This is a genomic window from Levilactobacillus yonginensis (assembly GCF_003946265.1).
GTDB classification, from domain to species: Bacteria; Bacillota; Bacilli; order Lactobacillales; family Lactobacillaceae; genus Levilactobacillus; species Levilactobacillus yonginensis.
On sequence record NZ_RHNO01000001.1, the window covers coordinates 24,584 to 46,965 of the forward strand.

A 22,382-nucleotide genomic window follows, 5' to 3' on the forward strand; every position below is an offset into this window, starting at 1 on the left:
TCACAAACGATGCGGACATCCTTCTTGGATTACGCAATGAGCGTGATTGTTCAACGGGCGTTACCAGACGTGCGGGATGGGTTAAAACCCGTTCACCGTCGGATTTTATATGATATGCATGAACTGGGAATTACTCCCGACAAGCCATTCCGGAAATCAGCCCGGATGGTTGGGGATGTTCTTGGTAAGTATCACCCCCATGGTGATTCGGCTGTGTACGAATCCATGGTGCGGATGGCCCAAGACTTTTCGTACCGCTACATGCTGGTCGATGGTCATGGGAACTTTGGTTCCGTCGATGGTGACGGAGCCGCTGCCATGCGGTATACCGAAGCGCGGTTAAGTAAAATCGCGATGGAAATGCTGCGTGACATCAACAAAGATACGATTGATTTTCAAGATAACTATGACGGTAGCGAACGGGAACCCGTTGTGCTGCCATCACGGTTCCCGAACCTTTTGGTCAACGGGGCTTCCGGGATTGCCGTGGGGATGGCAACCAACATCCCACCTCACAACTTAACGGAAGTTATCAGTGCTTTGCACATCTTGATGGACAACCCCGATGCCAGTTTGGCTGAGTTGATGGAGGCCTTGCCAGGTCCTGACTTCCCAACCGGTGGGATCGTTATGGGTAAGGCAGCCATTCGCCGGGCTTACGAGACCGGGAAGGGCACCATTACCTTGCGGGCTAAGGTCGACATTGAGGAAGAAAAGAACGGGAAGCAACGCATTGTGGCCACGGAAATTCCGTACATGGTCAACAAGGCTAAGCTGATCGAACGAATCGCTGAATTGGCCCGGGACAAGCGAATCGAAGGCATCACGGATGTCAACGATGAAACCGACCGGACGGGGATGCGAATCGTCATTGACGTTCGTCGTGACGCCAGTGCTGAAGTCATTTTGAACAACCTGTACAAGATGACTTTGATGCAGACCTCCTTTGGGATCAACATGTTGGCCATCGTTAACGGTGCGCCAAAGGTCCTGGGGTTAAAGGCCATCTTGCAGTACTACCTGGAATTCCAGATGGAAGTTATTCGTCGGCGGACCGCCTTTGAATTACGGAAGGCTGAAGCCCGGGCCCACATCCTGGAAGGGTTGCGGATTGCCCTGGACCACATCGATGCCATTATTACGATCATCCGTCAGTCACAAACGGCGGAAGTCGCTAAGAATGAATTGATGACGCGTTACAGCCTGTCAGATAAGCAATCGCAAGCCATTTTGGACATGCGGTTAGTTCGTTTGACCGGTTTGGAACGTGAAAAGGTCGAGAAAGAATACAACGAAGTGATGGCTAACATCAAGGATTACAAGGAAATCTTGGCATCCAAGGATCGGCAACAAGCCATCATCTACCAAGAACTATTAGATATTCAAAACAAGTTTGGCGACGCTCGGCGGACTGAATTAATGGTCGGTGAAGTGTTGAGCCTGGAAGACGAAGATTTAATCGCTGAAGAAGACGTTGTGGTCTCATTGACGCATAATGGTTACATCAAACGATTACCAACGTCTGAATTCAAGGCACAAAACCGTGGTGGTAAAGGGGTCCAAGGTATGGGCGTGCACGATGATGATTTCATCGAACACCTTGTAGCGACCTCCACCCACGATATGTTGTTGTTCTTTACGAACACCGGGAAGGTTTACCGGATGAAGGGTTACGAAATCCCTGAATACGGTCGGACTGCCAAGGGGATTCCTGTGATCAACTTGCTGGGAATCAACAACAACGAGCACGTACAGGCCGTTATTAACGTCGCTAACCCTGGTGAAAACGAAGATAGGGATATCTTCTTCACCACGGTACAAGGGACCGTTAAACGGACGCCTGTGGACGAATTTGCCAATATCCGAAGTAATGGTCTGAAATCCATCAACTTGAAGGAAGATGACGAATTGATCGACGTGGACATCATCAATGGTGATGCCAACATGATCATCGGGACCCATTTGGGTTACGCCGTCAGCTTTGCTGCTCAGGATGTTCGGTCGATGGGTCGTTCCGCAACTGGTGTCCGGGGGATTCGCTTACGGGACAGTGACTATGTCATTGGTGCCAGCGTGCTCAAACCAGACAGTCACGTGTTTGTCATTTCCGAAAAGGGTTATGGGAAGCAAACGGCTGCTAGCGAGTACCCAATCAAGGGCCGTGGCGGTAAAGGAATCAAGACCGTTAACGTGACCGAGAAGAACGGGCCGTTAGCTGGATTGACCACTTTGGACGGTGACGAAGACTTAATGTTAGTCACCAATAAGGGTGTTATGATCCGGTTCAGTGGTGCCGACGTTTCCGAAACGGGACGGGCAACCTTAGGGGTTCACCTGATTCGTTTGGCCGACGATACAGCTGTGGCAACCATGGCTAAAGTTGACAAGGAAGATGACACGCCGGACGAAGCCGCTGCTGATGGAACTGCTGCTAACGAGGAGACGCCGTCAACTGACGAAGCCACTCAAGTTACCCCAGATTCTGACGCACCAACTGAAGATTAAATAATCTTGTAAAGGGACCTTACCAACTGGTGGGGTCCTTTTTTGCGTGCTCATTTGGCTAAAGATAAACGATAGTCTTGGAAATGTGCATTGGGATGAACGAGCGTTAAAGCTGATGTTAGTCAACTTTGGCTCCCAGAAAGTCGTCCGTTATTGGCAGGAAAAATAAACCTTACAAGGCGATTAGTTTTGGTGATATACCATTGTATGATTTCACCGATATTCCGCAAAATGAAAACATATATTAATTATTGAATAGCATGTACTTTTCTTCGCGACCATGTTATAGTGACTTTAGACAGATAGGCGGATGTGTTACAAAAGTGAAAGGGGTATTACCATGAGTAAAAGGTTGGGGAACAGCTCAAAACAAAAATTGGCAACCTTGGCATTACTAGGTGCCGTGGCAGGACTAGGCTACCAAATCGACGTTGCTCAGGCGGATACAGCGGCAACACCCGACCAACAAGCACCCAAGACGACGGTAACTTCACCGGCGGAAAAGACTAATCAGCTTCAGGATAAGTCGGCTACACTAGGTCGTTCACAGGAAGAACCATCTCAAAATAAATCCGGTAACGTTGAGAAGACACAAGCGGGTGAGAAAACCGAACCGCAACCAGAAAAAACGCCAGCAGCATCAGCACCTCAAGCACCGGCTACTCCCGAACAGACAACTCCAGACAAAGTAACCACACCGGCTAAGCACGATGCGCCACAGCCAGCTAATCTAGATGTTGCGCAACCACAGCAACCAGCTAAGCAAGCAAGAATGGCAGCACCGGTAGCACCCGTTGATGTTCAGACTGGCGTTTGGGGCACCAGTAAGTGGACGCTAAATGATCAGGGCACGATGACGATTTTTGCTGGGACGCTGGGCAAGGCGTTTAACCAATTTGACAGCGCTAACGACAACATTTTTGGTGCCACTAAGGTGGTCTTTGATGGCACCGCTGGTAAAATTGTTTTGCCGGCTAACGCGAATTCTTTGTTTGCTAGTTTTGAAAAGGTGACCGCCTATGAAGGGCTGGATAACGTTGACACCAGTCAAGTTGCGGTGATGAACAATCTCTTTGCTGAGAACCTGGCGTTGACTAGTATTGACCTCAGTAGCTGGGACTTCAGCCACGTTTCCAACGTAAGTTATCTGTTTGCTGGGCAATCACCGGCCATCTTGGAAGAGATGCAGTTAAAGAGTGTCAAATTAGGCAAGAGCTTCAATGCTGCCATCAATTTAACGGGGATGTTCCAGAACGCCACGAACTTGACCGACGTGGATTTTGCAAACTGGGATCTGAGCCATGCCTTGAATATTCAAAATATGTTAAGTGGCACTGGTTTCAGTACATTAGACGTCAGTGGTTGGCATGTTGACCGCGTGACGGCTACACGGGATGCTTTCTCCAATATGGCTAATCTGACCACCATTAACTTGGGCGACTGGCAGACCGGTAAAGTGGGGAACGCGATTGGGATGTTTAGAAACGACCCACTATTGACACAACTTAATTTAACCAACGTTGGTGGTCAATACATCACTAACCTGTTAGACGGAACTACCGGATTATCGCAGCTCGTACTGGGACCGAATACCGTACTGGCCAATGATTACGGCAACGTAGCATTGCCAGCAGTTCAAGTGAATGACGACTACACGGGGCTCTGGCAATCGGTTGAAACGGGCGCTACTTACACGAGTGATGAGCTAGTGGCGACCTACGACGGCGCAACGATGGCCGGCACTTACGTTTGGCAGAAGACGGCACCTAAGCCAGTTACACCGGTTGATCCTGGGACCCCGGTAAATCCAAGTACGCCAGATGTTGTGACGCCGGCCCCAACTCCGGAAGCGCCAACGCCGGATATCGTTAACGGCGGGGATGCAGCCACCATTGACGACGGTGCGGCAGATACGGTTGCACCTAAGAAGAATGTGAAAGCTGCTCCAGTAACGCCGACGGTTAAGGCATCTGGCCAAGCTGTCAAAGGCACTCGTGCAGCGGTAGCCACAACTACGATGCCAACCGCAGCGCCGGCCGCTTCCAAGACGCCGGCACCACAGGCTACACAACAAGCAACGTTGCCCCAAACTGGTGAACAAAAGTCAAGTTGGTTAGCTGTCGTGGCGGGTGCGCTCAGCATGAGCTTACTTGGCGCACACTGGTTCAAACGACAAGATTAATTAAGAAAGATAATTTGTAAACCAAAAGGCGTTGGAATCCTTGTTCCAACGCCTTTTTGGTGCCAATTTAGTTAGAATGTTTCCCATGAAACATGGTTCGCGTGAGAAACTAATTCGACAATCAGTAAAATCGGCACTTAATTGATTCGTATGGGTAGATTTTTGGTCATTTCGCGCCTATACTATTGTTAGACAGTTTGACTGATGTGTAACATGTTTAGGGGGATTAATCATGACCAAAAAGTTGAGGAACGCGACAAAAACAAGGTTGACAACCTTAGCAATCATGGGGGCCATCGCAGGGGTTGGTGTCCAGGTGAATACGGCATATGCTGACACAAATGTAAGCGCAAACAATTCTGACAATCAGGTCAGTGATTCAGCAGTCAGCACGGCTAACGACACAACGAAACAATCAGCAACTCTAGCTAGTTCACAATCAAAACCAACTAACGAAGAAGATACTCAGAAAACGTTAGCTAAACCGACTAGCGACGCTGTGCCAGAACCGGTAACGCCAGCGGCCGATAAGCCAACCACCACCCCTGCTCAACCAGCAGGGGCAACTGGTGAATCGACGACCAAGCCAGTGGCAACGGTCACGACGTCGACACCCAAGAAAGTGGTCGGTGAGGAACAGGCTGCGCCCAAGGTTGCTCAGGTTAACCGGGGCAAGATGGCTCGAGCGATGGCGCCCGTTGCGCCAGAGAGCCTCGCGGATACTGCGGCGGCAGCCCCAACGATTGTTAAGACGGGGATGTCTGGGACTAGTAAATGGACGATGGATAGCGATGGCGTGATGACCTTTTATGCTGGGACGCTAGCCAACATCGGGCGGTACCATAGTGCCACTAAAGTCGTTTTTGATGGTAGTCAGGGGAAAGTTGTCCTGCCAGCAAACTGTCTGATGTTGTTCTGGGACTGGGAAAACGTGACGGCGTTTGAGGGGATGGACAACGTCGATGCCAGTCAAGTTAAGAACATGACGCAGATGTTCAGCCAGGACTTCGCCTTGAAGAGCTTGGATCTCAGCAGCTGGGATCTGAGTAATGTGACGGATATGACCGAGGCCTTTAGTGGCCGCACCTATGATCCAGAGACCAATACAAACTACAAGATGGGACTGGTTGACCTTAAATTAGGGACGACTACCAGCAACGTGAAGACCATGGATTCGATGCTTTTCAACGATGATGCTTTAACCACGGTCGATGCGGCTGACTGGGACGTCAGCAGTTTGACCTCAGCCGCTTCACTATTTTATGGGACCGCCATTGCTAACCTGAACTTATCTGGCTGGCAGACCAGTAATCTGAAATCGTTGAGTGGAACCTTTGCTAGTATGCCAAACCTGACATCATTTGACGGGAGTAACTGGGATACCAGCAGTGTCGCTATCTTCGTTCAGGCCTTTGAAGGGGATCCATTACTGACGACGGCTAAGGTCAGTGATTGGGACGTTTCTGGTGGCAGTCAGTTCACGAGTATGTTCCACAATGATCCGTCGTTGGCTACGCTGGACTTGAGCCAATGGCATCCCACGATTAACTACATGATCCGGATGTTTGCTGGAGACACGGCCTTAACGAAATTAGATCTCTCTGGGTTTAACTTGGCGGCCGTGGACGGTGATCACGTTAATGAGGCCTTAGATGGGACAACTGGGTTGCAGGAATTAATTTTAGGACCGAATACACATCTGGGAGACACAACGACTGGTAATGTGTTATTACCAGACCTCCCCGTGACGGACGTTTACACGGGCCTCTGGCAAGCAGTTGGGACTGGAACGGTTGATAAGCCTAACGGTGCCACCTTCACAAGTGCACAACTTAATACCGGTTACGATGGTAGTACCATGGCGGACACGTACGTTTGGCAAAAAGTGGCGACCCCAACTGACCCTGACACTAATCCCGGTGGTGGGGGCAATACTGGGACGCCGACTGAACCGGAAACGCCGGCCCCAACGCCGGAACCAGATACCAATACCAATGAAGGCGATAAGTTTTCTGGCGGCAATGGTGCCAACGTAGGGAGCACAACGGTTAAAAAACCGACAACCAAAGCACCGGTTAAGCAAACCAAAACCAAGAAGAATCAGTCAGAAGTTGTGATGAGCGGGTCAGCGGCTAAGATTCGCAACCGAACTGCTGGTCAGGCCGCAATCGTGAACGGTTTAGCAGCCGTAAAGGTGGGCCATGGCACGCAGCAGCCAGGGCAGCAGCAACTGAGTGCACAGCCAAAGTCATCGTCAACTGCAACGCAGCAACGGGCGGCCACGACCTTGCCACAAACCAACGAACAAAAGTCGAGTTGGGTTGCCGTATTAGCAGGCTTCCTGGGACTAAGTTTGTTGAGTATTCACTGGTTTAAGCGGCAAGATTAGAAAAGTCTATTTGATAGGGCGATCATCCAGAAATTGAGATGGGCGTCCTTTTAGTTTGGTCAATTTTTTTGGGCGGGAAGGCGAGATGTTTTACGATTAAATTTGTATTTAATATTTTCTTTATTGTAAATAGTTTAACGGGTTTACTTTTTTGGCGGGATTTGCTACTCTGGGAGTAACTTATTTACGGATGAAAGTGGGGCGATGGGTGTCATGGCGGATGATTTATCACAGGCTGGCCAGTTACTAGGTCGCGGCTTGCGAGCGCGGCGGTTGGAGTTAGGAATCGCACAAAATGTTTTGGCGACAGGTCTGTGTGCCCAGTCGCTGATCAACAAGATTGAACAGGGGCGAGGAATCCCCAATGCCATTTTGTTAACCCAACTTTGTGAGCGTCTACGGTTACCCATGAAGCAGGCGTTGCGTCAGAACTATCCGATTCGTCGTCAGCCAACGTTTAGTCGTAAGGTCCACAAGTTATACCAGGCCGGCCGCTTCGCTGAGGTGGTGGCCTACATGGACGATTCCGACCTACTGCCCACGCTAAAAACGGATGAGGACTTAAAGACTTATTATTACTACTATGGTTGGGCCCTCTATCAGGCAACTCAGGAGTCGACAGGTGCGTTGCAACACGTTCGGACAGCCTTGACGATGATGGTGCCCCAGCGGCCGACCCAGTATCGGTCGTTGGAGGTTTTACTGATTGCGGTGGAAAATTATTTGGTAGCGGCCAGCCAACCCGGAAACTTTGAAGGCTTTGAGCGAGCACTAGCCATTATGCAGACGGAGCGGGTCATGGATCCTGATGAAAATTTAAATGTCGTTTTCTATCAGTATGCGCAGGTCTTGTTGCAGCAGGGTCAAGTCAACCGAGCTGTTCAGACCATTAGTGCAGGTGTTAACTGGGCGACCTCCCACGATTCACATTACCTGTTGGCTGACGATTACACCTTGTTAGCGCAGGCTTATCTACAGGCTCATCAAAGTATGGCCGTTGCGCAAAGTTAGGACAGGTGTGGACTAATGAGAAGCACTGCAGCAATTGTTGAGTAGAAAGACGGTCACCGGTGTCTGGGATGTTCTCGGACGCCTTTTTGATAGTGAGGATAGTTAAGTAATTTTTTGACGATGTTACCACGGGTGGAAGGCCCTGTTCGGCATAGTCCAGGGCCAGAGAAATTTAAATAGCAGAAATTTTCAATTTTTCAAAAAACAACGAGAACTTTGCGTAGTTAATCCTTGTAACGTCAGCAACACCCGTCGGTCGGCCCCGATTTGCTTAACTGCTACGTTTATGCTATACTACTAGCTTGTGAGTATCTGGCTTACGCTAGTGTCTCTCCTTGCTTCCGCATTGCAGCGGGGGCCTGAAGTCCATAAGGAGGTGTAACATTCATGGAATCTACTAAATACGAAATCACCTACATCATTCGTCCAGATCTTGACGATGCTGCGAAGACCGCTCTGGTTGAACGCTTCGACAAGGTACTGACTGATAACGGTGCAGATATGATCAGTTCAAAAGACTGGTCAAAGCGTCGGTTCGCCTACGAAATTGGCGGCTTTAACGAAGGTATTTACCACATCAACCTGGTTAACGCTACTGATGACGCAGCATTGAACGAATTCGACCGTTTGGCTAAGATCAACGACAGTATCTTACGTCACATGATCGTTAAGCGCGAAGACTAAATTCAAAACTAACTATATGTAGAGAGGGAGTTATTCAGCAATGATCAACCAAGTAGTACTTACTGGCCGACTGACACGGGATGTTGACTTACGTTACACCCAAAGCGGTGCTGCTGTTGCCACATTCACGCTGGCCGTTGATCGGCGGTTCACCAACCAACAAGGTGAACGGGAAGCTGATTTCGTAAGTTGCGTCATTTGGCGTAAATCCGCGGAAAACTTTGCTAACTTCATGCACAAAGGTTCTCTTTGTGGGATCGAAGGACGCATCCAGACCCGGAATTATGAAAATCAACAAGGCCAACGTGTTTACGTGACCGAAGTTGTCGTTGAGAACTTTTCGTTCTTGGAACCCCGTTCGAGCAATCGTAACGCGGGTGGCAACGCCGGTGGTAATTACAATGGTGGTTCCGCGAATAACGCTCCTCAAAATCAGAATCAAAATGCCAATCCGTACACGAGTGGGAATCCGACACCGTCGGCCCCATCTGCGCCTACGAACTCGAATCCTAACCCGGTCAATAACAACCAAGGTAACGCTGGGAACAACTCAGCTGATCCGTTTGCGAACTCCGGCGATTCAATTGACATTTCCGATGATGATTTACCGTTCTAATCTCAAATAACGAGGAGGGAAATTTTCATGGCAGGACAACGTCGTGGCGGCCGTCGCCGTCGGAAGGTTGACTTTATTGCAGCCAACCACATCGAATACATTGATTACAAGGATACTGACTTATTACGTCGGTTCATCTCTGAACGGGGTAAGATCTTACCTCGCCGGGTTACTGGTACTAGTGCCAAGAACCAACGGAAGTTAACCATTGCTATCAAGCGTTCACGGATTATGGGCTTAATGCCTTTCGTCAGTGAAGAAGGTTAATAAAGAATTAGACCTAACTACAGAAATGTAGCGGGTCTTTTTTTTTACCCATTTTTTGTGATTGTGAATTGATAATCCCTTTATGTAGCCTGTTTTCAGAACAATTCACAAGAAAAGAAAACGGAAATTGACCAAAACTTTCACAAGATATCTTACTTGCACCCTTAACTAAATCGGGGCATACTCTGGTCATAAGCTTAATCACAGGCCAGGATTAGGTCAGTAAATCATGGGGGAGACGTCCACCCGTAACTACTGGAATCTCACGGTAAGCGCCAGTCATATGGCAGGTTACCTGTTCATTCGCACCTAGTTGATTAGAATGAAACCTTTCTTAAGGATGGAGGTATTTTCAATGATTACGGCATTTGCAAGTCCTTCGACATACGTTCAGGGTGATCAGTTACTACAACACGCGGCGCGCTACATCGCACCATTTGGGGATCATGGGCTCTTGATTGCGGATGATATTGTTTGGAAACTGATTGGTGAGCAGTTCTACCAATACTTGACCGCTGATGGATTGGAAATCGAACATATTTCATTTAACGGGGAAAGTTCACCGGAAGAAATTGAGCGGATTCAGGGTATCGGTGAGCAAAAGGATGCCAAGTTCGTCATTGCGCTTGGTGGTGGCAAGACCAACGATACGACCAAGGCCGTTGGTGACCGGCTCCACGTTCCAGTGGTCATCGTGCCCACACTGGCTTCGAATGACTCACCTTGTACCCGGTTGAGTGTTATTTACTCCGCTAACGGAGAATTTCTGAAATACCAATTTTACGATAAGAACCCAGATTTAGTTCTGGTAGATTCCTCCGTGATTGCGGGTGCACCCGTTCGGTTCCTGATTGATGGGATTGCCGACGCGTTATCGACTAACGTAGAAGCACAGACCGTGGCGCGGGCTCGGGCGACAACCTTACTCCCATTGCAGACTGACCAAACAGCTGCCGGAATTGCTTTGGCCGAGAAGTGTGAAGAATTACTGTTCAAATACACGGATCAAGCGGTGGCGGCTGCTCAGGACCACGTGGTGACGCCAGCGTTATCCCACATCATTGAGGCCAACATCCTATTGAGTGGGGTGGGTGCCGAAAGCTCCGGCTTAGCGGCCGCGCACAGTTTCCAAAATGGGTTGACCGCGCTGTCTGGTGACGTGCATAAGCTTTCACACGGGCAAAAGGTCTCCTTCGGAACGTTAGTCAACTTAGTCCTGGAAGGGGCGACTGACGACCAGTTCCGGCGCTACCTGGAGTTTGAAGCGGCATTAGGCTTGCCAACCACTTTGGCCGACCTCCACCTGGAAAATGTGAGTGACGAAGACCTGTTAAAAGTGGCCACCTTGACTACGCAAAAGGGCGAGACGATCCACAACATGGGCTTCCCCGTAACGCCACGAGACGTTCTGGCAGCCATTAAGGCAACCGATAGTCTGTCACGGAAAATGCAAGGATTGGCTTAATTAAAGGCAAGCATTAAAAAAGCAATGCGTCAGCACTGGGGGTCGGATCCCATGCGAACGCATTGCTTTTTAACGAGGTTTAGAACTCGCGGTGACCGCCAAGGTAGACTTGTTTGTCTGCCTGAACCACGTTGGCGGTGTCAGCGAGGGGGTCCTTCTTAAGGACTTGGAAGTCGGCGAATTTGCCAACTTCAAGGGTGCCGTATTCATCGGCAACCCCTAATAATTTAGGGGAGTTCAACGTTGAACACTGGTAGGCTTCAGCGTTGGTCATGCCTAACTTGGTGAGTAAGCCAAATTCCTCGGGCGTCTTATCGAAACCGTTGTAAGGGGTACCCGCGTCGGTCCCACAGGTGAATTTGACGCCTAACTTGAAGGCTCGCTTCATGTTAACGTAGGTATCGTCTAAGGCGTCGGCGGCCTTCTTCACTTCCCAGTCAGGGAGGTCACCGTTACCAAATTCTGGGATGACCCATTCGGCAATCAGGGTTGGGGTGAGGTAGGTGCCCTGTTTAACCATTTGCTTGGCTTCAGACTCGTTGACGTAGAAGCCGTGTTCGATGGAATCAACGCCCGCATCCAAAGCATTTTGGATACCGGGGTTCCCCTCGGCGTGGGCAGCGACGACGCGACGCTTATGGTGGGCCTCTTCAACGGCCACGTGCATTTCGGCTACGGATAATTGGGCGTCTTCCATGAAATCGTTAGGTGTCATGACGCCACCAGTGGCCATGACTTTGACACTCTCAGCACCATTCTTGAAGGCGGTTCGGACGGCCTTACGCATCTCATCGGGTGAGTCAACGGCGTGCCCACCAGTTGCGGAATCACCGTGGCCGCCAGTCATAGAGAAGGCCTTGCCGGAGGTCAGCATCCGGGGAGTGTGTGGGAGTTGACCGGTCTTTTGCAGGCGCTTGAGTTTCACGTCAACGTCGTAATCGTTCCCGCAGCCGCGGACGTAAGTTACCCCGGACTTTAAGAGTGCTTGGAGGTTGGTCCAGGCAAAGACGGAGACTTCGGATTCGGAGTTGTGACTCCCGTTCAGCGCTAAAGGATTGGCTGAGACGTGGGTGTGAACGTTGAAGAATCCTGGCATGACGTACTGACCGCCTAAATCAACCTGTTCATCGGCCTCAGCGGGCGTGCCCTGCCCGCGGTCGACTAATTTGCCTGTTTCCGTATCGACGGTGAACCAGGCGTCGGCTTCATTCTGATCGGTGGTGCCATCAAATAAGGTGAAGTTAAAGAAAGTTTTTTTGCTCATATGTGTTTCCTCCTATATTTTAAGTGACTCATTTCGTTATTGGTGGTTACGAGTATGTTGCTAGTGGCATCGTTTATTTCCAGTAAGCGTATTGGTATTTAGCATCGTGCAGGAGCGTGTAGGTCAGACCGCCCACCTTGCTGGAGACCAACTTAGCTTCTGAAGGTTGGTAAACGGGGATGTAGCCTTTGACTGCCATTAAGCGCTTGTCGGCGGCCATCAGACCGTTGTAGCGTGCCAAACCAGTCTTACTGTTGGCGTCGTTCAGCAATTCGTTGAACTGATCGTCGTTCCAACCGGTGAAGTTCACGGTGTTGGTCTTGGCAGCTAGGCTGAGGTAATCAGAGGCGTCCAACCAACTGCTGGACCAGCCGGTAAGGTTTAGTTCAAATGTCCCGGCAAAGTCACGAGCGACGTGTTGGGCGTGAGGGATTGAGGTCACGTTGACCGTCAAGCCCTTAAAATTCTTCTGCATAACTGATTGCAGGTAGGTGCCAACGTGTTTGTCATCATCGGTATCATCGGTCAGAAGGTTTAACGTGACCTTAGTCTTCCCAGTTTCCTTGAGGTACTTGGCCCAGTATTCCTTAGCCTTAGTGACGTCTTGAGGTAACAGGTTGCCAACTTGAGCGGCCATATCTTGACCAGTCTTGGGATTGGCTTGATCACCACGAGGAACGGCGCTTAGCGCTGGCTTGGAGCCATCTTGAAGGACCTTGTTGGTCAACGTTGACCGGCTCATGACGAGTGAAACAGCTTGACGCAGGTTTTCTGAATCCGTTGCTTTCTTCTTACTGTTGACGTAAAGGTATTGCAACCGGCCTAACAAGTGGGTGTGAAGCTGCTTGTCGTTAGCATTGGCCCGGACGTACTGGCCACTAACCGTGGTTTCTTGGATCTTACCGCTCTTAAAAAGATTGGAAGCGGTGCTTTCGTCCTTGGTGACGGATACGGCGACTTTCTTGATCTTAACGTTCTGAGCGTTCCAATAATGGGTGTTCTTCACGTAAGTCCATGAGGAATTACTACCAGTCCAGCCAACCAGCTTGTAGGCACCATTGCTGACGGTCTTAGCGGCGCTAGTCCCGTACTTCTGCCCGTATTTCTGAACGGCGTCGGTGTTCAGTGGATAGTAACCAGCGACTAAGTCATCGAAGTAGGGAACCGCCTTAGTTAATTGAAATTGGAGCTTAGTTTTGCTTAACGCCTTGACCCCTAATTTATCAGGGGTGTCGGTGCCTTTCTGAACGGCATCGTAGTTTTTAAAGGCACTCAGGAGACTGGCATATTGGGCCTTGGTCTTGGGGTCGACCCACCGTCGCATGGAAGTCACGAAGTCTTGAGCGGTAACTGGTTGGCCGTTGGACCACTTGGCATTCTTCCTTAACGTGAACGTGTAGGTCTTACCATTGTTGGTGGGTTTAACCATCTTGGTGGCGACGCCGGCGGTTAATTTGCCGGCTTTGTTATAGGTATAGAGGCCTTCCATTGTTTGGGTGATGACGTTACCACTATTGGTATCGGTCGACTTGTTTGGGTCGGCGGTGGCGGGTTCACTGGCCAGCGTGACGTTTAACGTTTTGTTCTTGTTGGTCGTATTCCCAGATGCTTGACCACAGGCACTGAGAGTGACGAGTAATAATAAAGATGCGGGCATTGCCCAAACTGAATGTTTCATGTGAAACAACCTCCTAGATTCAATTGATTAGAAGTGATTAGCGGAGAAATAAAAAGCACCCCTACAGAAAATGTTTCTCTGTAAGGGTGCAGTTCGCACGGTACCACCTTAGTTTTTGCTACTCAAAAAGTAGCCTTATCTATGAACGGCGGGCTCCTAGAGGACGAGCCTCAAAAGCTAGGAACTTTTGGGAAACGACCACTCCCGCGATTCACTGCATTGATAACGGATGCTTCCGGTATAAACTTACTTGAATTTCAGCTAACAGCTCCGAAGGGATGTTCATGCTAAGAATCTTGACCCGCTCTCACTTAACCGGGCTCGCTGACAAGATCGTTCAGCACTACTGGACTTCATCATCACTTTTTAATTTTCTAATCAATTGTTAATAATTGCTAGTTTAGCACCGAAATTTGTTTTGTCAACGGTGAATTTGAAAAAAAGGCGCGCCATTTTTAGTGGTGGTTAGTCGAGGGTCTACAGGAAGTATGGTTGGGTGGTGCGGGACAAGTGTGATAGTAGCAGCAATGTAAGCGGTAACGTGTGGCGGCTAATTTTCCGGACCATTCACTGGATACGTGAGGTAGTTTGGGAGTCAGCAAAATTTATTTCTAACGATGGTTGCCAGTATTTTTAGGCTAGTTACCCGGTAAAACCGGCCCCAGGAGGTTGGAAAATGAGAAAGACGGCAGATGCTGATGGCAAAAATGTTGATTATCAAAAACGAGGCCGGGAAAAATTCCGACCTCGTTTTTATATTCTGTAGTGTAAGAAATTTTGGTGGAGAATTGGTTTTAGTCGTTGCCTGATCCAAGCCAGCGACGAGAACTTACCCAGTTGGCAATCTCGACAGCAACCGCCACGCTGATGATTAGGATGATAAGCGTGAAGACGATGCTGATATTGTTACTTACTAGGAGAAACCCTGATAGTCGACCCAATAGCATAAAGAGGGCAAAGCTAGTGATTAGAAAGGTGGGTAACCAAATGATTAAACGCGTGAGTAAGCTAAGGATAAGGATGACCTCCTGACTGATTGGAAACCAAGCTTAGCATAGGAAAATTGAGGAGACAAGCAGAATAACGCTAGCATAATTGAATAAATATGGCGCATTGCATAGCTAATATTTATACACGTTAATGGATTATTATTAATCACGGCAATCCAAATGAAATCAAGGCGTTTATCAACCAAATAGGTGACGTGGCAGACTGAATAGCCTTGTTTCACATGAAACAGCAGAACCTGGTTAGAGAATGCTAAGTGGTTCAAGCCAGTGATTGGTGAGCGATATTAAGGGAAAAATCAGTTGCAGTCGCCACTGGATTGAGAATAACAAACGATTCAAGGCCCTTTACTACTATCTCAAGGAAAAGCTTGCTACACTTAGGATATTCATAGTCAGGAGATGGTTATTTATGCAATCCAGAATTATTCCCAGCTTTGCCTTTGAAAGTGCCAAGGAGGCCTTGGCCTATTACCAAACGGTCTTTGGTGCCACAGATGTCTATCGCTTTAGCCCACAACCAGAGCAGGCCAAGCAGTTTCACCTGCCAGCAGATGCCGACCTAGAGAGTCTGACGATTCATGCTGGATTTACAGTACTGGGCATGAGCTTTCAGTGTGCCGATAGTTTTCGGGGTCCCGTTCAGTCATCCAATCAGGTGGATATGATCTTAGATATCAATGGTGATGATACCGCTAGTGTTGAAGCAGCGGACGCTTTTTATCAGCACTTGGTTGCCTCAGGCGAAGTGACGATTGATATGCCATATGAGGAGCAGTTCTGGGGTGGTAAAATGGGCCATTTCACTGACAAGTACGGTATTTCTTGGATGCTTCACGTGATGCCCTGGAGCCAAATCAAGGACCCTAATCAATAAACCGGTTCTGACCCGTAATATAGGATATTTGCCAATTGAAAATAGCGACCATGACACTTTCATGGTCGCTATTTATTGTCGTGGTTAAAAACCGGCTGACGGGTTGCGATGCAAACTATGCCGTATACTGATTGATCACGGCCACTAGGGTAGCTGCGGCATTGGGTAAGCCAACCCGTTGATTGTAGTAGTCGGCAAAACGGGAATCATGCGTGTACATTTGAGCCAAGCCACGGTGAGCGACTTGCGAGTAGTTGTTCCACGTGAAACATAACCATTGCCGATGGCACTCGTAGACTCGTCGGGCGGCTTCACTCGTGAGATCACCCGTTGTGGCGACCATTTTGAGAGCAGTAAATAGCTCAGCCTCGGTGGCCTGCATGTCGTGGTACTCGGTTTCACTTAGGTTGGCAAACCGGTGTTGGCTAGCCATGACGGTTTCTTTTCCATATAATTGACGCGCTTCCACACCAAAGGCCTGCTCGTTGTCAGCGAGTTGTTCCTGTTTAAATGTGGCAAATTTTTCTGAATCAGTCATCTGAGGACCTCCGTTACGGGCCGCTAGGGTGCGGTCCAAAGTATTCAGCAAGGTTGTGAGGTGTTCGCGCTCCGCGGCCAACTGGGCCCGTTGCGTAGCTAATGCGGCCGTCTGGACGGCGCGGGGCTGGTCGAGCAGTTGTTGAATGGTGGTCAGTTCGAATCCAAACGTTTGAAAATAACGAATCAGTTGGAGCCGGTCCACGGCAGCCTCACCGTATTCACGGTAGCCGTTATGAACGTTGCGGTTAGCGGGTAATAGCTTGATTTGGTCATAGTAGCGTAGGGTCCGAGTGCTGACACCAGCTAAACTGGCTAACTGTTGAATACTGTAGGTCATGGCGACCACCTCCTGTCTTGCTTGTAATCTACTATAGTGGTTGACGTAACGTCAAGGTCAACTGGGAATTTTTAATCATGCCTAAACCCTTGCCGTTCCCGTCATGACGCGGTTTATTGCGTCGGGTGGGTTTGTCATTACCCGCGAGTGTGATAAAATAAGGTTATTATTTGACACTTTTTGATCCCGTGAGTTTTTGCCCGGTACGGGTGGGTCAAAATATCTTTTCCAGATGAATCAGATGAGGAGCAAAATGAATAAATTATTTTCACGAGCAAATGTGCCCGAGTTCTTACAGAACCGGCGCTTGCGAGGCATTGCAATGATGACTGCCATACTGGCAATTCTTGGCATTGTGCTCTCGTTTCTGCTCAATTGGATTTTTGGGATCGTCGTTTTAGTTCTGGTGGGAATCGCAACGCTGATAGCATTTAATACGATGGCGGAAATTGGTGCCGATACGACGCAGTACATCTCTGATCTGTCCTTTCGAATTCAGCAGGGTGAGCAAGAAGCGCTGCTGCGGATGCCACCTGGTGTGATTATTCTCGGGGAAAATGATCAGATTGAATGGGTCAATCCTTACTTACAACACTACTTTGGTGATCAGGACGTCTTGAACCGCACGATTGGCGCGGTTGACACGGACCTGGCAAAGTTGGTGGAAGGTGCGGAGCCCCAGACCATGACGACCGTGAAATGGCGGGATAAACGCTTCACGATGTACGTTCAACCAGATTTTCATGCGATTTATTTGTATGACATCACCCATTACCAATTGATTCAGGAACAGTACGATAATGAGAAAATTGCGATTGGGCAGATTTTCTTGGATAACTATGATGAAGTCACACAGTCAATGACCGACCAAGACATTTCTAATCTGAGAAATTACGTCACGAATGAATTGTCGGCGTGGGTCCAACAATTTGATATGTACCTCAAGCAATTGGATGATGACCACTACTTCATTCTAGCCTATGCCAAATCGCTGGCCGGGATTGAAGCGGATAAGTTTAAGATTTTGGACACCATTCGGGAGAGTACGTCTAAGCAAAACTTCCCCCTGACCTTGAGTATGGGGATTGCGTACGGCGACCCTAACCTGAACAAACTGGCCGATCAAGCTCAGAGTAATCTGGACTTGGCACTCGGTCGGGGTGGGGACCAGGTCGTGGTGAAAGCCGCTGACCAGGAAGCCCGCTACTATGGTGGGAAGACGAACCCGATGGAGAAACGGACGCGGGTTCGGGCACGGATGATTTCACAAGCACTGCAAGAACTGATGAATGAATCCGACCAGATCTTTGTTCAAGGGCACACCCAACCGGATATGGATTCGTTGGGAGCTTGCCTAGGGATTCGGCGGATTGCGAAGATGAATAATAAGAAGGCGTGGATCGTTCTCGACAAAGAGACCGTCCATTCCGACGTGCAACGGTTACTGGATAATTTAAAAGAATATCCGGACGTCGATGCCGCCATCATTTCACCGGAGGAAGCCCTGGAGAAAGCGACCGATCAGAGTATGTTGCTGATGGTTGACCACTCCAAGTCGTCGATCTCCATTTCGTCTGAACTCTATCACCGCTTGGAGAACCGGGTCATGATTATTGACCATCACCGTCGTGGTGAAGAGTTCCCTGAGAATCCACTGTTGGTCTACATTGAACCATACGCTAGCTCAACGTGTGAGCTGATTACCGAAATGTTTGAGTATCAGTCACAAGAGGGTGAACCAATCAATAAGCTGGAAGCTACAGCGATGCTGACGGGGATCTTCGTCGACACCAAGCACTTCTCGCTACGGACCGGGACGCGAACGTTCGATGCCGCCAGTTACCTACGGTCTGCCGGGGCGGACGCGATTCAAATGCAACAGTATATGAAGGAAAATGTCGATAGTTACCTGCAACGCAACCACTTGATTGAAATGGTCGAGTTCGTCAACGAAGACATGGCGCTGATTGCTGGCGAAGAGGATCAAACCTATGATCCCGTTACAGCTGCTCAGGCTGCCGATGATCTCTTAAACATGTCTGGTGTCGATGCGTCGTTTGTCATTACGCGTCGGGCCGATGGTCGGGTCGGTATTTCTGCTCGGTCGCTGGGTGAAATTAACGTGCAACTGTCCATGGAAGCCATGGGCGGTGGTGGTCACCTGTCGAACGCAGCTACGCAAATCAGCGACAAGACGGTGGCTGAGGTCAAGCAACAGCTGATCGATATTTTAAATCATAGCGATGATCCGGAGGAATCGACGACTTAGTTAATTGCTAAACGCGCCGTCTTAGCGTAGGATTAATATTATAGTTGGAATAAGTGAGGAGTGAACGACGTGAAAGTTATTTTTATCAAGGACGTTCGCGGTAAGGGTAAGCGCGGGGAAATTAAGAATGTTCCCGATGGTTATGCCCAAAACTTCCTGATCAAGCGGGGATTAGCTAAGGAAGCTAACCAAGCCACGATGAGTCAGTTGAATGCCGAACGCAAAGCTGAACAACGGCGAGATGCCGAAGAATTGGCAGAAGCCAAGGACTTACAAAAGAAGCTAGAAGCCGACAAGACGGTTGTTGAAATCGTGGCTAAGGCGGGGGAAGATGACCGGTTATTCGGGTCCATTCCTAGTAAGCAAATTGTTCAAGCGCTGCAAAAGCAATTTGATTTAAAGATCGACAAGCGGAAGGTTGAACTCCCAGAACCAATTCGGTCTTTGGGCTTCACGAACGTGCCAGTCAAGCTTCACAGTGACGTGACTGCTAAGATTCGGGTTCACGTGGTTGCCAAGCAAAAATAAATATTTCAAAAGCCGCCCTATACAGGACGGCTTTTTTCATGGAGCCAGTCATCGATGGAGGTAACTTATATTTCCCCCATCCTGGCTTACATGGTAAAATGTAAGTTCAGAAGTCCGTTACGGTAGACAAAATTGAGTTAAGAGGTAATCAGTTAAGCATGGATAACAACGTACTCACAGATCACACACCACCACAGAACCTCGATGCCGAAAAGGCCGTCCTTGGGGCGATCTTTTTGAGTACCGACGCGTTGGTGGATGCCATGGAATATCTGTCCCCGGAAGACTTCTATCGCCGGGAACATCAGATTATCTTTCAGGCCATGATCGACCTGAACGACCGTGATGAAGCCATTGATGTGGTGACCATTACCGACCGATTGACGGCGAAAAACGAGCTGGACGACGTCGGTGGTGTGACCTACATCGCTGAGTTAGCGGGTTCCGTGCCTACTGCGGCCAACGCCACCTACTACGCTAAAATTGTTCAGGAAAAGGCCATTTTACGGCGGCTGATTCAGACGGCCACGAACATTGCGACGCAGGGTTATCAACAGGACGAAGATGTTTCGGACCTATTAGATAACGCCGAACGAGATATCATGAGTGTGGCAGAAACGCGGAACCAATCTGGTTTCAAACCCATTCGTGATGTGTTAAATAACTCATTTGAAGAAATTAATAAGCTTTCCGAACAGGGTGACGTGATTACCGGGTTATCTACCGGTTACGCCGAGCTGGATAAGATGACGACTGGGTTACACGACGATGAATTAATGATTCTTGCCGCGCGGCCAGCCGTTGGGAAGACCGCGTTTGCCCTGAACATTGCGCAAAACGTGGGGACCAAGACGGATAAAACCGTGGCCATCTTTAGTTTGGAAATGAGTGCGGAATCGTTGGTCAACCGGATGCTGTGTGCGGAAGGGTCCATCGATGCCAACCATTTACGGACTGGACAATTGTCCGAAGATGAATGGCAGAACCTCATTGTGGCTATGGGAAGTCTGGCCAAGGCCAACATTTATATCGACGATACGGCCGGAAATAAGATTACTGAAATTCGGGCTAAGTGTCGGCGGTTAGCAAAGGAAAAGGGTAACCTGGGGTTAATCGTGATCGATTACCTGCAACTGATCGAAGGGACCAACCACGAAAGTCGGCAACAAGAAGTTTCTGATATTTCACGGCAATTGAAGAAGTTAGCCAAGGAATTGCACGTACCCGTTATTGCATTATCCCAGCTCTCACGGGGAGTGGAACAGCGGCAAGACAAGCGCCCAGTGTTATCTGATATTCGTGAATCTGGATCAATCGAACAAGATGCCGATATCGTTTCGTTCTTGTACCGTGATGACTACTACGAGCGGGAAGGCGACGAAGACGGCGGTGGTGGTGACAACAACAGTGACCCACGTGAAGAGGGCGACCAAGACGTCGGTGAGGTTGAAGTCATTATTGAAAAGAACCGGTCGGGTCCTCGGGGCACGGTCAAACTACTTTTCGTTAAATCGTTCAACAAGTTCTCCTCGGTGGCTTATACACCGGAAGGGTAAGAGCAAGAGTGCAGAGTCAGCCGCCTAGACTCTGAGCATTAGTGGAAATAAGGTTTCTGTTCAGCAACGCTGGACAGGGACCTTATTTTTGCTAAGCGGAGGAGTCTGGCTGACGGCGCACGTTTCAGAAGCCGCCAGAACGAACTGGCCCGAGTTGAAATTATTCTTCTGCATAAAGCAATGTATAAAACGTTATACGCTGTATAAATTGAAAATGAACGGCTGAATTGCACGAAATATGACTAAAATAGTGATGCCACACAACCCTTCCCCCCGTAAGGAAATAACGTCTTAAATAGTGACTATGTGCAAAATTCATAAGAGTGTGCCAGAAAGTTCACACTTTCATCATATTTTCCAATTATTATATGAAGCATAGAAGTTAACCAGTAGGTTGCTTCTACCAAAGATTAACAATCTTTTTTCATGTACTCCTCCTCCCCTGGAATAATGAAAAAATAGTTAACGTCATTCTTATATAGTGACGTTACCCCTACTCCGATGACCATCGCTTTCCCCGAGCGGTGGTTTTTTATTTGCCATTAATTTATCAACCGATAAATGAAAAAAGACCTGAGACATTTTTCTCAGGCCTTTTTGTATTTCCAATAAACCGGGTGTCAGAAGGTAACTGGCTACCCATTTTGGGGAGATTTAGCTTTTAATGAGTGATTTAACGTAGAAACGATCCATCGTTTGATGTACCGCGGTTTTTAAAGGTTTCGGCACCAGTTGGTAGTGCATTTCCTCATAGAGGTGCATGGCCGGCTTCAACGCGTGGTGGGTTTCCAAATACATTTGTTGGTAACCAGCCTCGCGGGCCATGACTTCGACCGTTCGGACTAATCGGTAGCCCACGCCTTGACCCTTGGCAGTGTCTGCTAGGTACAGTTTCTGGAGTTCCGCGATACCCTGATCAGGAAGGTACTCGGCAAAACCACCACCGCCGAGGATTTCGCCAGCATCGTTGAGGGCGACTAGGTAGTCGCGCCCAGCTTGCTGGTAGAAGTCGCTGAGGTGTTCGAGGTCGTCGAAGTAGGCGGTCCCCGGGATGTCTAATCCGTTGGCCTTAAGGTTGCCGCGTAAGATTTTAGCTAACGCGGGATTGTCGGTTGATTGGATAAGTCGAAATTGCATGGGTGAAGCCTCACTTTCTGAATAAATTCAACTTTTACTCTAGCATAGTTCGCGGGTCAATAGGGCATTT

The 22,382-nt window shown here is 48.9% G+C and carries 16 protein-coding genes and 1 other annotated feature; of the genes, 12 read left to right on the top strand and 4 right to left on the bottom strand.

Going from position 1 to position 22,382, the window contains the following annotated elements:
• Positions 1–9 precede the first annotated feature (9 nt).
• The 8 genes from gyrA to EKM87_RS00160 all read left to right on the top strand — a co-directional run bounded on the left by gyrA (position 10) and on the right by EKM87_RS00160 (position 11,119).
• A complete protein-coding gene (gene gyrA, locus EKM87_RS00125; protein ID WP_404819643.1) occupies positions 10–2,505 on the top strand; it encodes a DNA gyrase subunit A in 2,496 nt (831 codons plus the stop codon).
• Positions 2,506–2,845: 340 nt separating this feature from the next.
• The gene (locus EKM87_RS00130; RefSeq protein WP_164506390.1) at positions 2,846–4,687 is read left to right on the top strand and encodes a BspA family leucine-rich repeat surface protein; all 1,842 of its coding nucleotides are present in this window, start codon (positions 2,846–2,848) and stop codon (positions 4,685–4,687) included.
• A gap of 232 nt (positions 4,688–4,919) precedes the next feature.
• Positions 4,920–7,076: a BspA family leucine-rich repeat surface protein gene (locus EKM87_RS00135; RefSeq protein WP_125680591.1), complete on the top strand. Its 2,157-nt coding sequence runs from the start codon at positions 4,920–4,922 to the stop codon at positions 7,074–7,076.
• A 213-nt stretch (positions 7,077–7,289) separates the two neighbouring features.
• Positions 7,290–8,087, top strand: a complete 798-nt coding sequence (locus EKM87_RS00140; protein WP_164506391.1) for a helix-turn-helix domain-containing protein — start codon at positions 7,290–7,292, stop codon at positions 8,085–8,087.
• A 387-nt stretch (positions 8,088–8,474) separates the two neighbouring features.
• Complete coding sequence (gene rpsF / locus EKM87_RS00145) at positions 8,475–8,771, top strand: 30S ribosomal protein S6 (RefSeq protein WP_125680595.1); 297 nt, start codon at positions 8,475–8,477, stop codon at positions 8,769–8,771.
• Positions 8,772–8,811: 40 nt separating this feature from the next.
• Positions 8,812–9,387 (top strand): single-stranded DNA-binding protein, encoded by a 576-nt coding sequence (gene ssb / locus EKM87_RS00150; RefSeq protein WP_125680597.1) that lies wholly within the window; start codon positions 8,812–8,814, stop codon positions 9,385–9,387.
• 27 nt (positions 9,388–9,414) lie between these two features.
• The gene (rpsR, locus tag EKM87_RS00155) at positions 9,415–9,654 is read left to right on the top strand and encodes a 30S ribosomal protein S18 (protein WP_048733694.1); all 240 of its coding nucleotides are present in this window, start codon (positions 9,415–9,417) and stop codon (positions 9,652–9,654) included.
• 355 nt (positions 9,655–10,009) lie between these two features.
• Positions 10,010–11,119 (top strand): glycerol dehydrogenase, encoded by a 1,110-nt coding sequence (locus tag EKM87_RS00160; RefSeq protein WP_125680599.1) that lies wholly within the window; start codon positions 10,010–10,012, stop codon positions 11,117–11,119.
• A 79-nt stretch (positions 11,120–11,198) separates the two neighbouring features.
• Here EKM87_RS00160 and EKM87_RS00165 read toward each other — a convergent pair whose 3' ends face one another.
• Together EKM87_RS00165 and EKM87_RS00170 are read right to left on the bottom strand one after the other, a co-directional pair.
• On the bottom strand, positions 11,199–12,383 hold the full coding sequence (locus EKM87_RS00165) for a metal-dependent hydrolase family protein (protein ID WP_125680601.1): 1,185 nt from the start codon (positions 12,381–12,383) through the stop codon (positions 11,199–11,201).
• A 73-nt stretch (positions 12,384–12,456) separates the two neighbouring features.
• Positions 12,457–14,061, bottom strand: coding sequence for a peptide ABC transporter substrate-binding protein (locus tag EKM87_RS00170; protein WP_125680603.1), 1,605 nt, complete (start codon positions 14,059–14,061; stop codon positions 12,457–12,459).
• Between the two features lie 79 nt (positions 14,062–14,140).
• Positions 14,141–14,430 (bottom strand) — a binding site (T-box leader).
• Positions 14,431–15,480: 1,050 nt separating this feature from the next.
• On the opposite strand from EKM87_RS00170, the gene EKM87_RS00175 reads away from it, so the two are divergent.
• Entirely contained in the window at positions 15,481–15,945 is a 465-nt protein-coding gene (locus EKM87_RS00175) for a VOC family protein (RefSeq protein ID WP_125680605.1), read from the top strand.
• A gap of 115 nt (positions 15,946–16,060) precedes the next feature.
• On the opposite strand, the gene EKM87_RS00180 is transcribed toward EKM87_RS00175, so the two are convergent.
• A complete protein-coding gene (locus EKM87_RS00180) occupies positions 16,061–16,822 on the bottom strand; it encodes a MerR family transcriptional regulator (protein ID WP_125680607.1) in 762 nt (253 codons plus the stop codon).
• Between the two features lie 253 nt (positions 16,823–17,075).
• Here EKM87_RS00180 and EKM87_RS00185 point away from each other — a divergent pair, with 253 nt between their 5' ends.
• The 3 genes from EKM87_RS00185 (at position 17,076) to dnaB (ending at position 21,175) form a co-directional block, all read left to right on the top strand.
• Positions 17,076–19,091 (top strand): DHH family phosphoesterase, encoded by a 2,016-nt coding sequence (locus tag EKM87_RS00185; protein WP_125680609.1) that lies wholly within the window; start codon positions 17,076–17,078, stop codon positions 19,089–19,091.
• A 69-nt stretch (positions 19,092–19,160) separates the two neighbouring features.
• Positions 19,161–19,619 (top strand): 50S ribosomal protein L9, encoded by a 459-nt coding sequence (gene rplI / locus EKM87_RS00190; protein ID WP_125680611.1) that lies wholly within the window; start codon positions 19,161–19,163, stop codon positions 19,617–19,619.
• 158 nt (positions 19,620–19,777) lie between these two features.
• Complete coding sequence (dnaB, locus tag EKM87_RS00195) at positions 19,778–21,175, top strand: replicative DNA helicase (RefSeq protein WP_125680613.1); 1,398 nt, start codon at positions 19,778–19,780, stop codon at positions 21,173–21,175.
• 654 nt (positions 21,176–21,829) lie between these two features.
• Here dnaB and EKM87_RS00200 read toward each other — a convergent pair.
• Positions 21,830–22,312, bottom strand: coding sequence for a GNAT family N-acetyltransferase (locus EKM87_RS00200; RefSeq protein WP_125680615.1), 483 nt, complete (start codon positions 22,310–22,312; stop codon positions 21,830–21,832).
• Positions 22,313–22,382: the final 70 nt, after the last annotated feature.

Excerpts from the sequence above, each read along its gene's own strand:
- gyrA (WP_404819643.1), top strand. The coding sequence starts at position 10 with ATGCGGACATCCTTCTTGGATTACGCAATGAGCGTGATTGTTCAACGG.
- EKM87_RS00130 (WP_164506390.1), top strand. The coding sequence starts at position 2,846 with ATGAGTAAAAGGTTGGGGAACAGCTCAAAACAAAAATTGGCAACCTTG.
- EKM87_RS00135 (WP_125680591.1), top strand. The coding sequence starts at position 4,920 with ATGACCAAAAAGTTGAGGAACGCGACAAAAACAAGGTTGACAACCTTA.
- EKM87_RS00140 (WP_164506391.1), top strand. The coding sequence starts at position 7,290 with ATGGCGGATGATTTATCACAGGCTGGCCAGTTACTAGGTCGCGGCTTG.
- rpsF (WP_125680595.1), top strand. The coding sequence starts at position 8,475 with ATGGAATCTACTAAATACGAAATCACCTACATCATTCGTCCAGATCTT.
- ssb (WP_125680597.1), top strand. The coding sequence starts at position 8,812 with ATGATCAACCAAGTAGTACTTACTGGCCGACTGACACGGGATGTTGAC.
- rpsR (WP_048733694.1), top strand. The coding sequence starts at position 9,415 with ATGGCAGGACAACGTCGTGGCGGCCGTCGCCGTCGGAAGGTTGACTTT.
- EKM87_RS00160 (WP_125680599.1), top strand. The coding sequence starts at position 10,010 with ATGATTACGGCATTTGCAAGTCCTTCGACATACGTTCAGGGTGATCAG.
- EKM87_RS00165 (WP_125680601.1), bottom strand. The coding sequence starts at position 12,383 with ATGAGCAAAAAAACTTTCTTTAACTTCACCTTATTTGATGGCACCACC.
- EKM87_RS00170 (WP_125680603.1), bottom strand. The coding sequence starts at position 14,061 with ATGAAACATTCAGTTTGGGCAATGCCCGCATCTTTATTATTACTCGTC.
- EKM87_RS00175 (WP_125680605.1), top strand. The coding sequence starts at position 15,481 with ATGCAATCCAGAATTATTCCCAGCTTTGCCTTTGAAAGTGCCAAGGAG.
- EKM87_RS00180 (WP_125680607.1), bottom strand. The coding sequence starts at position 16,822 with ATGACCTACAGTATTCAACAGTTAGCCAGTTTAGCTGGTGTCAGCACT.
- EKM87_RS00185 (WP_125680609.1), top strand. The coding sequence starts at position 17,076 with ATGAATAAATTATTTTCACGAGCAAATGTGCCCGAGTTCTTACAGAAC.
- dnaB (WP_125680613.1), top strand. The coding sequence starts at position 19,778 with ATGGATAACAACGTACTCACAGATCACACACCACCACAGAACCTCGAT.
- EKM87_RS00200 (WP_125680615.1), bottom strand. The coding sequence starts at position 22,312 with ATGCAATTTCGACTTATCCAATCAACCGACAATCCCGCGTTAGCTAAA.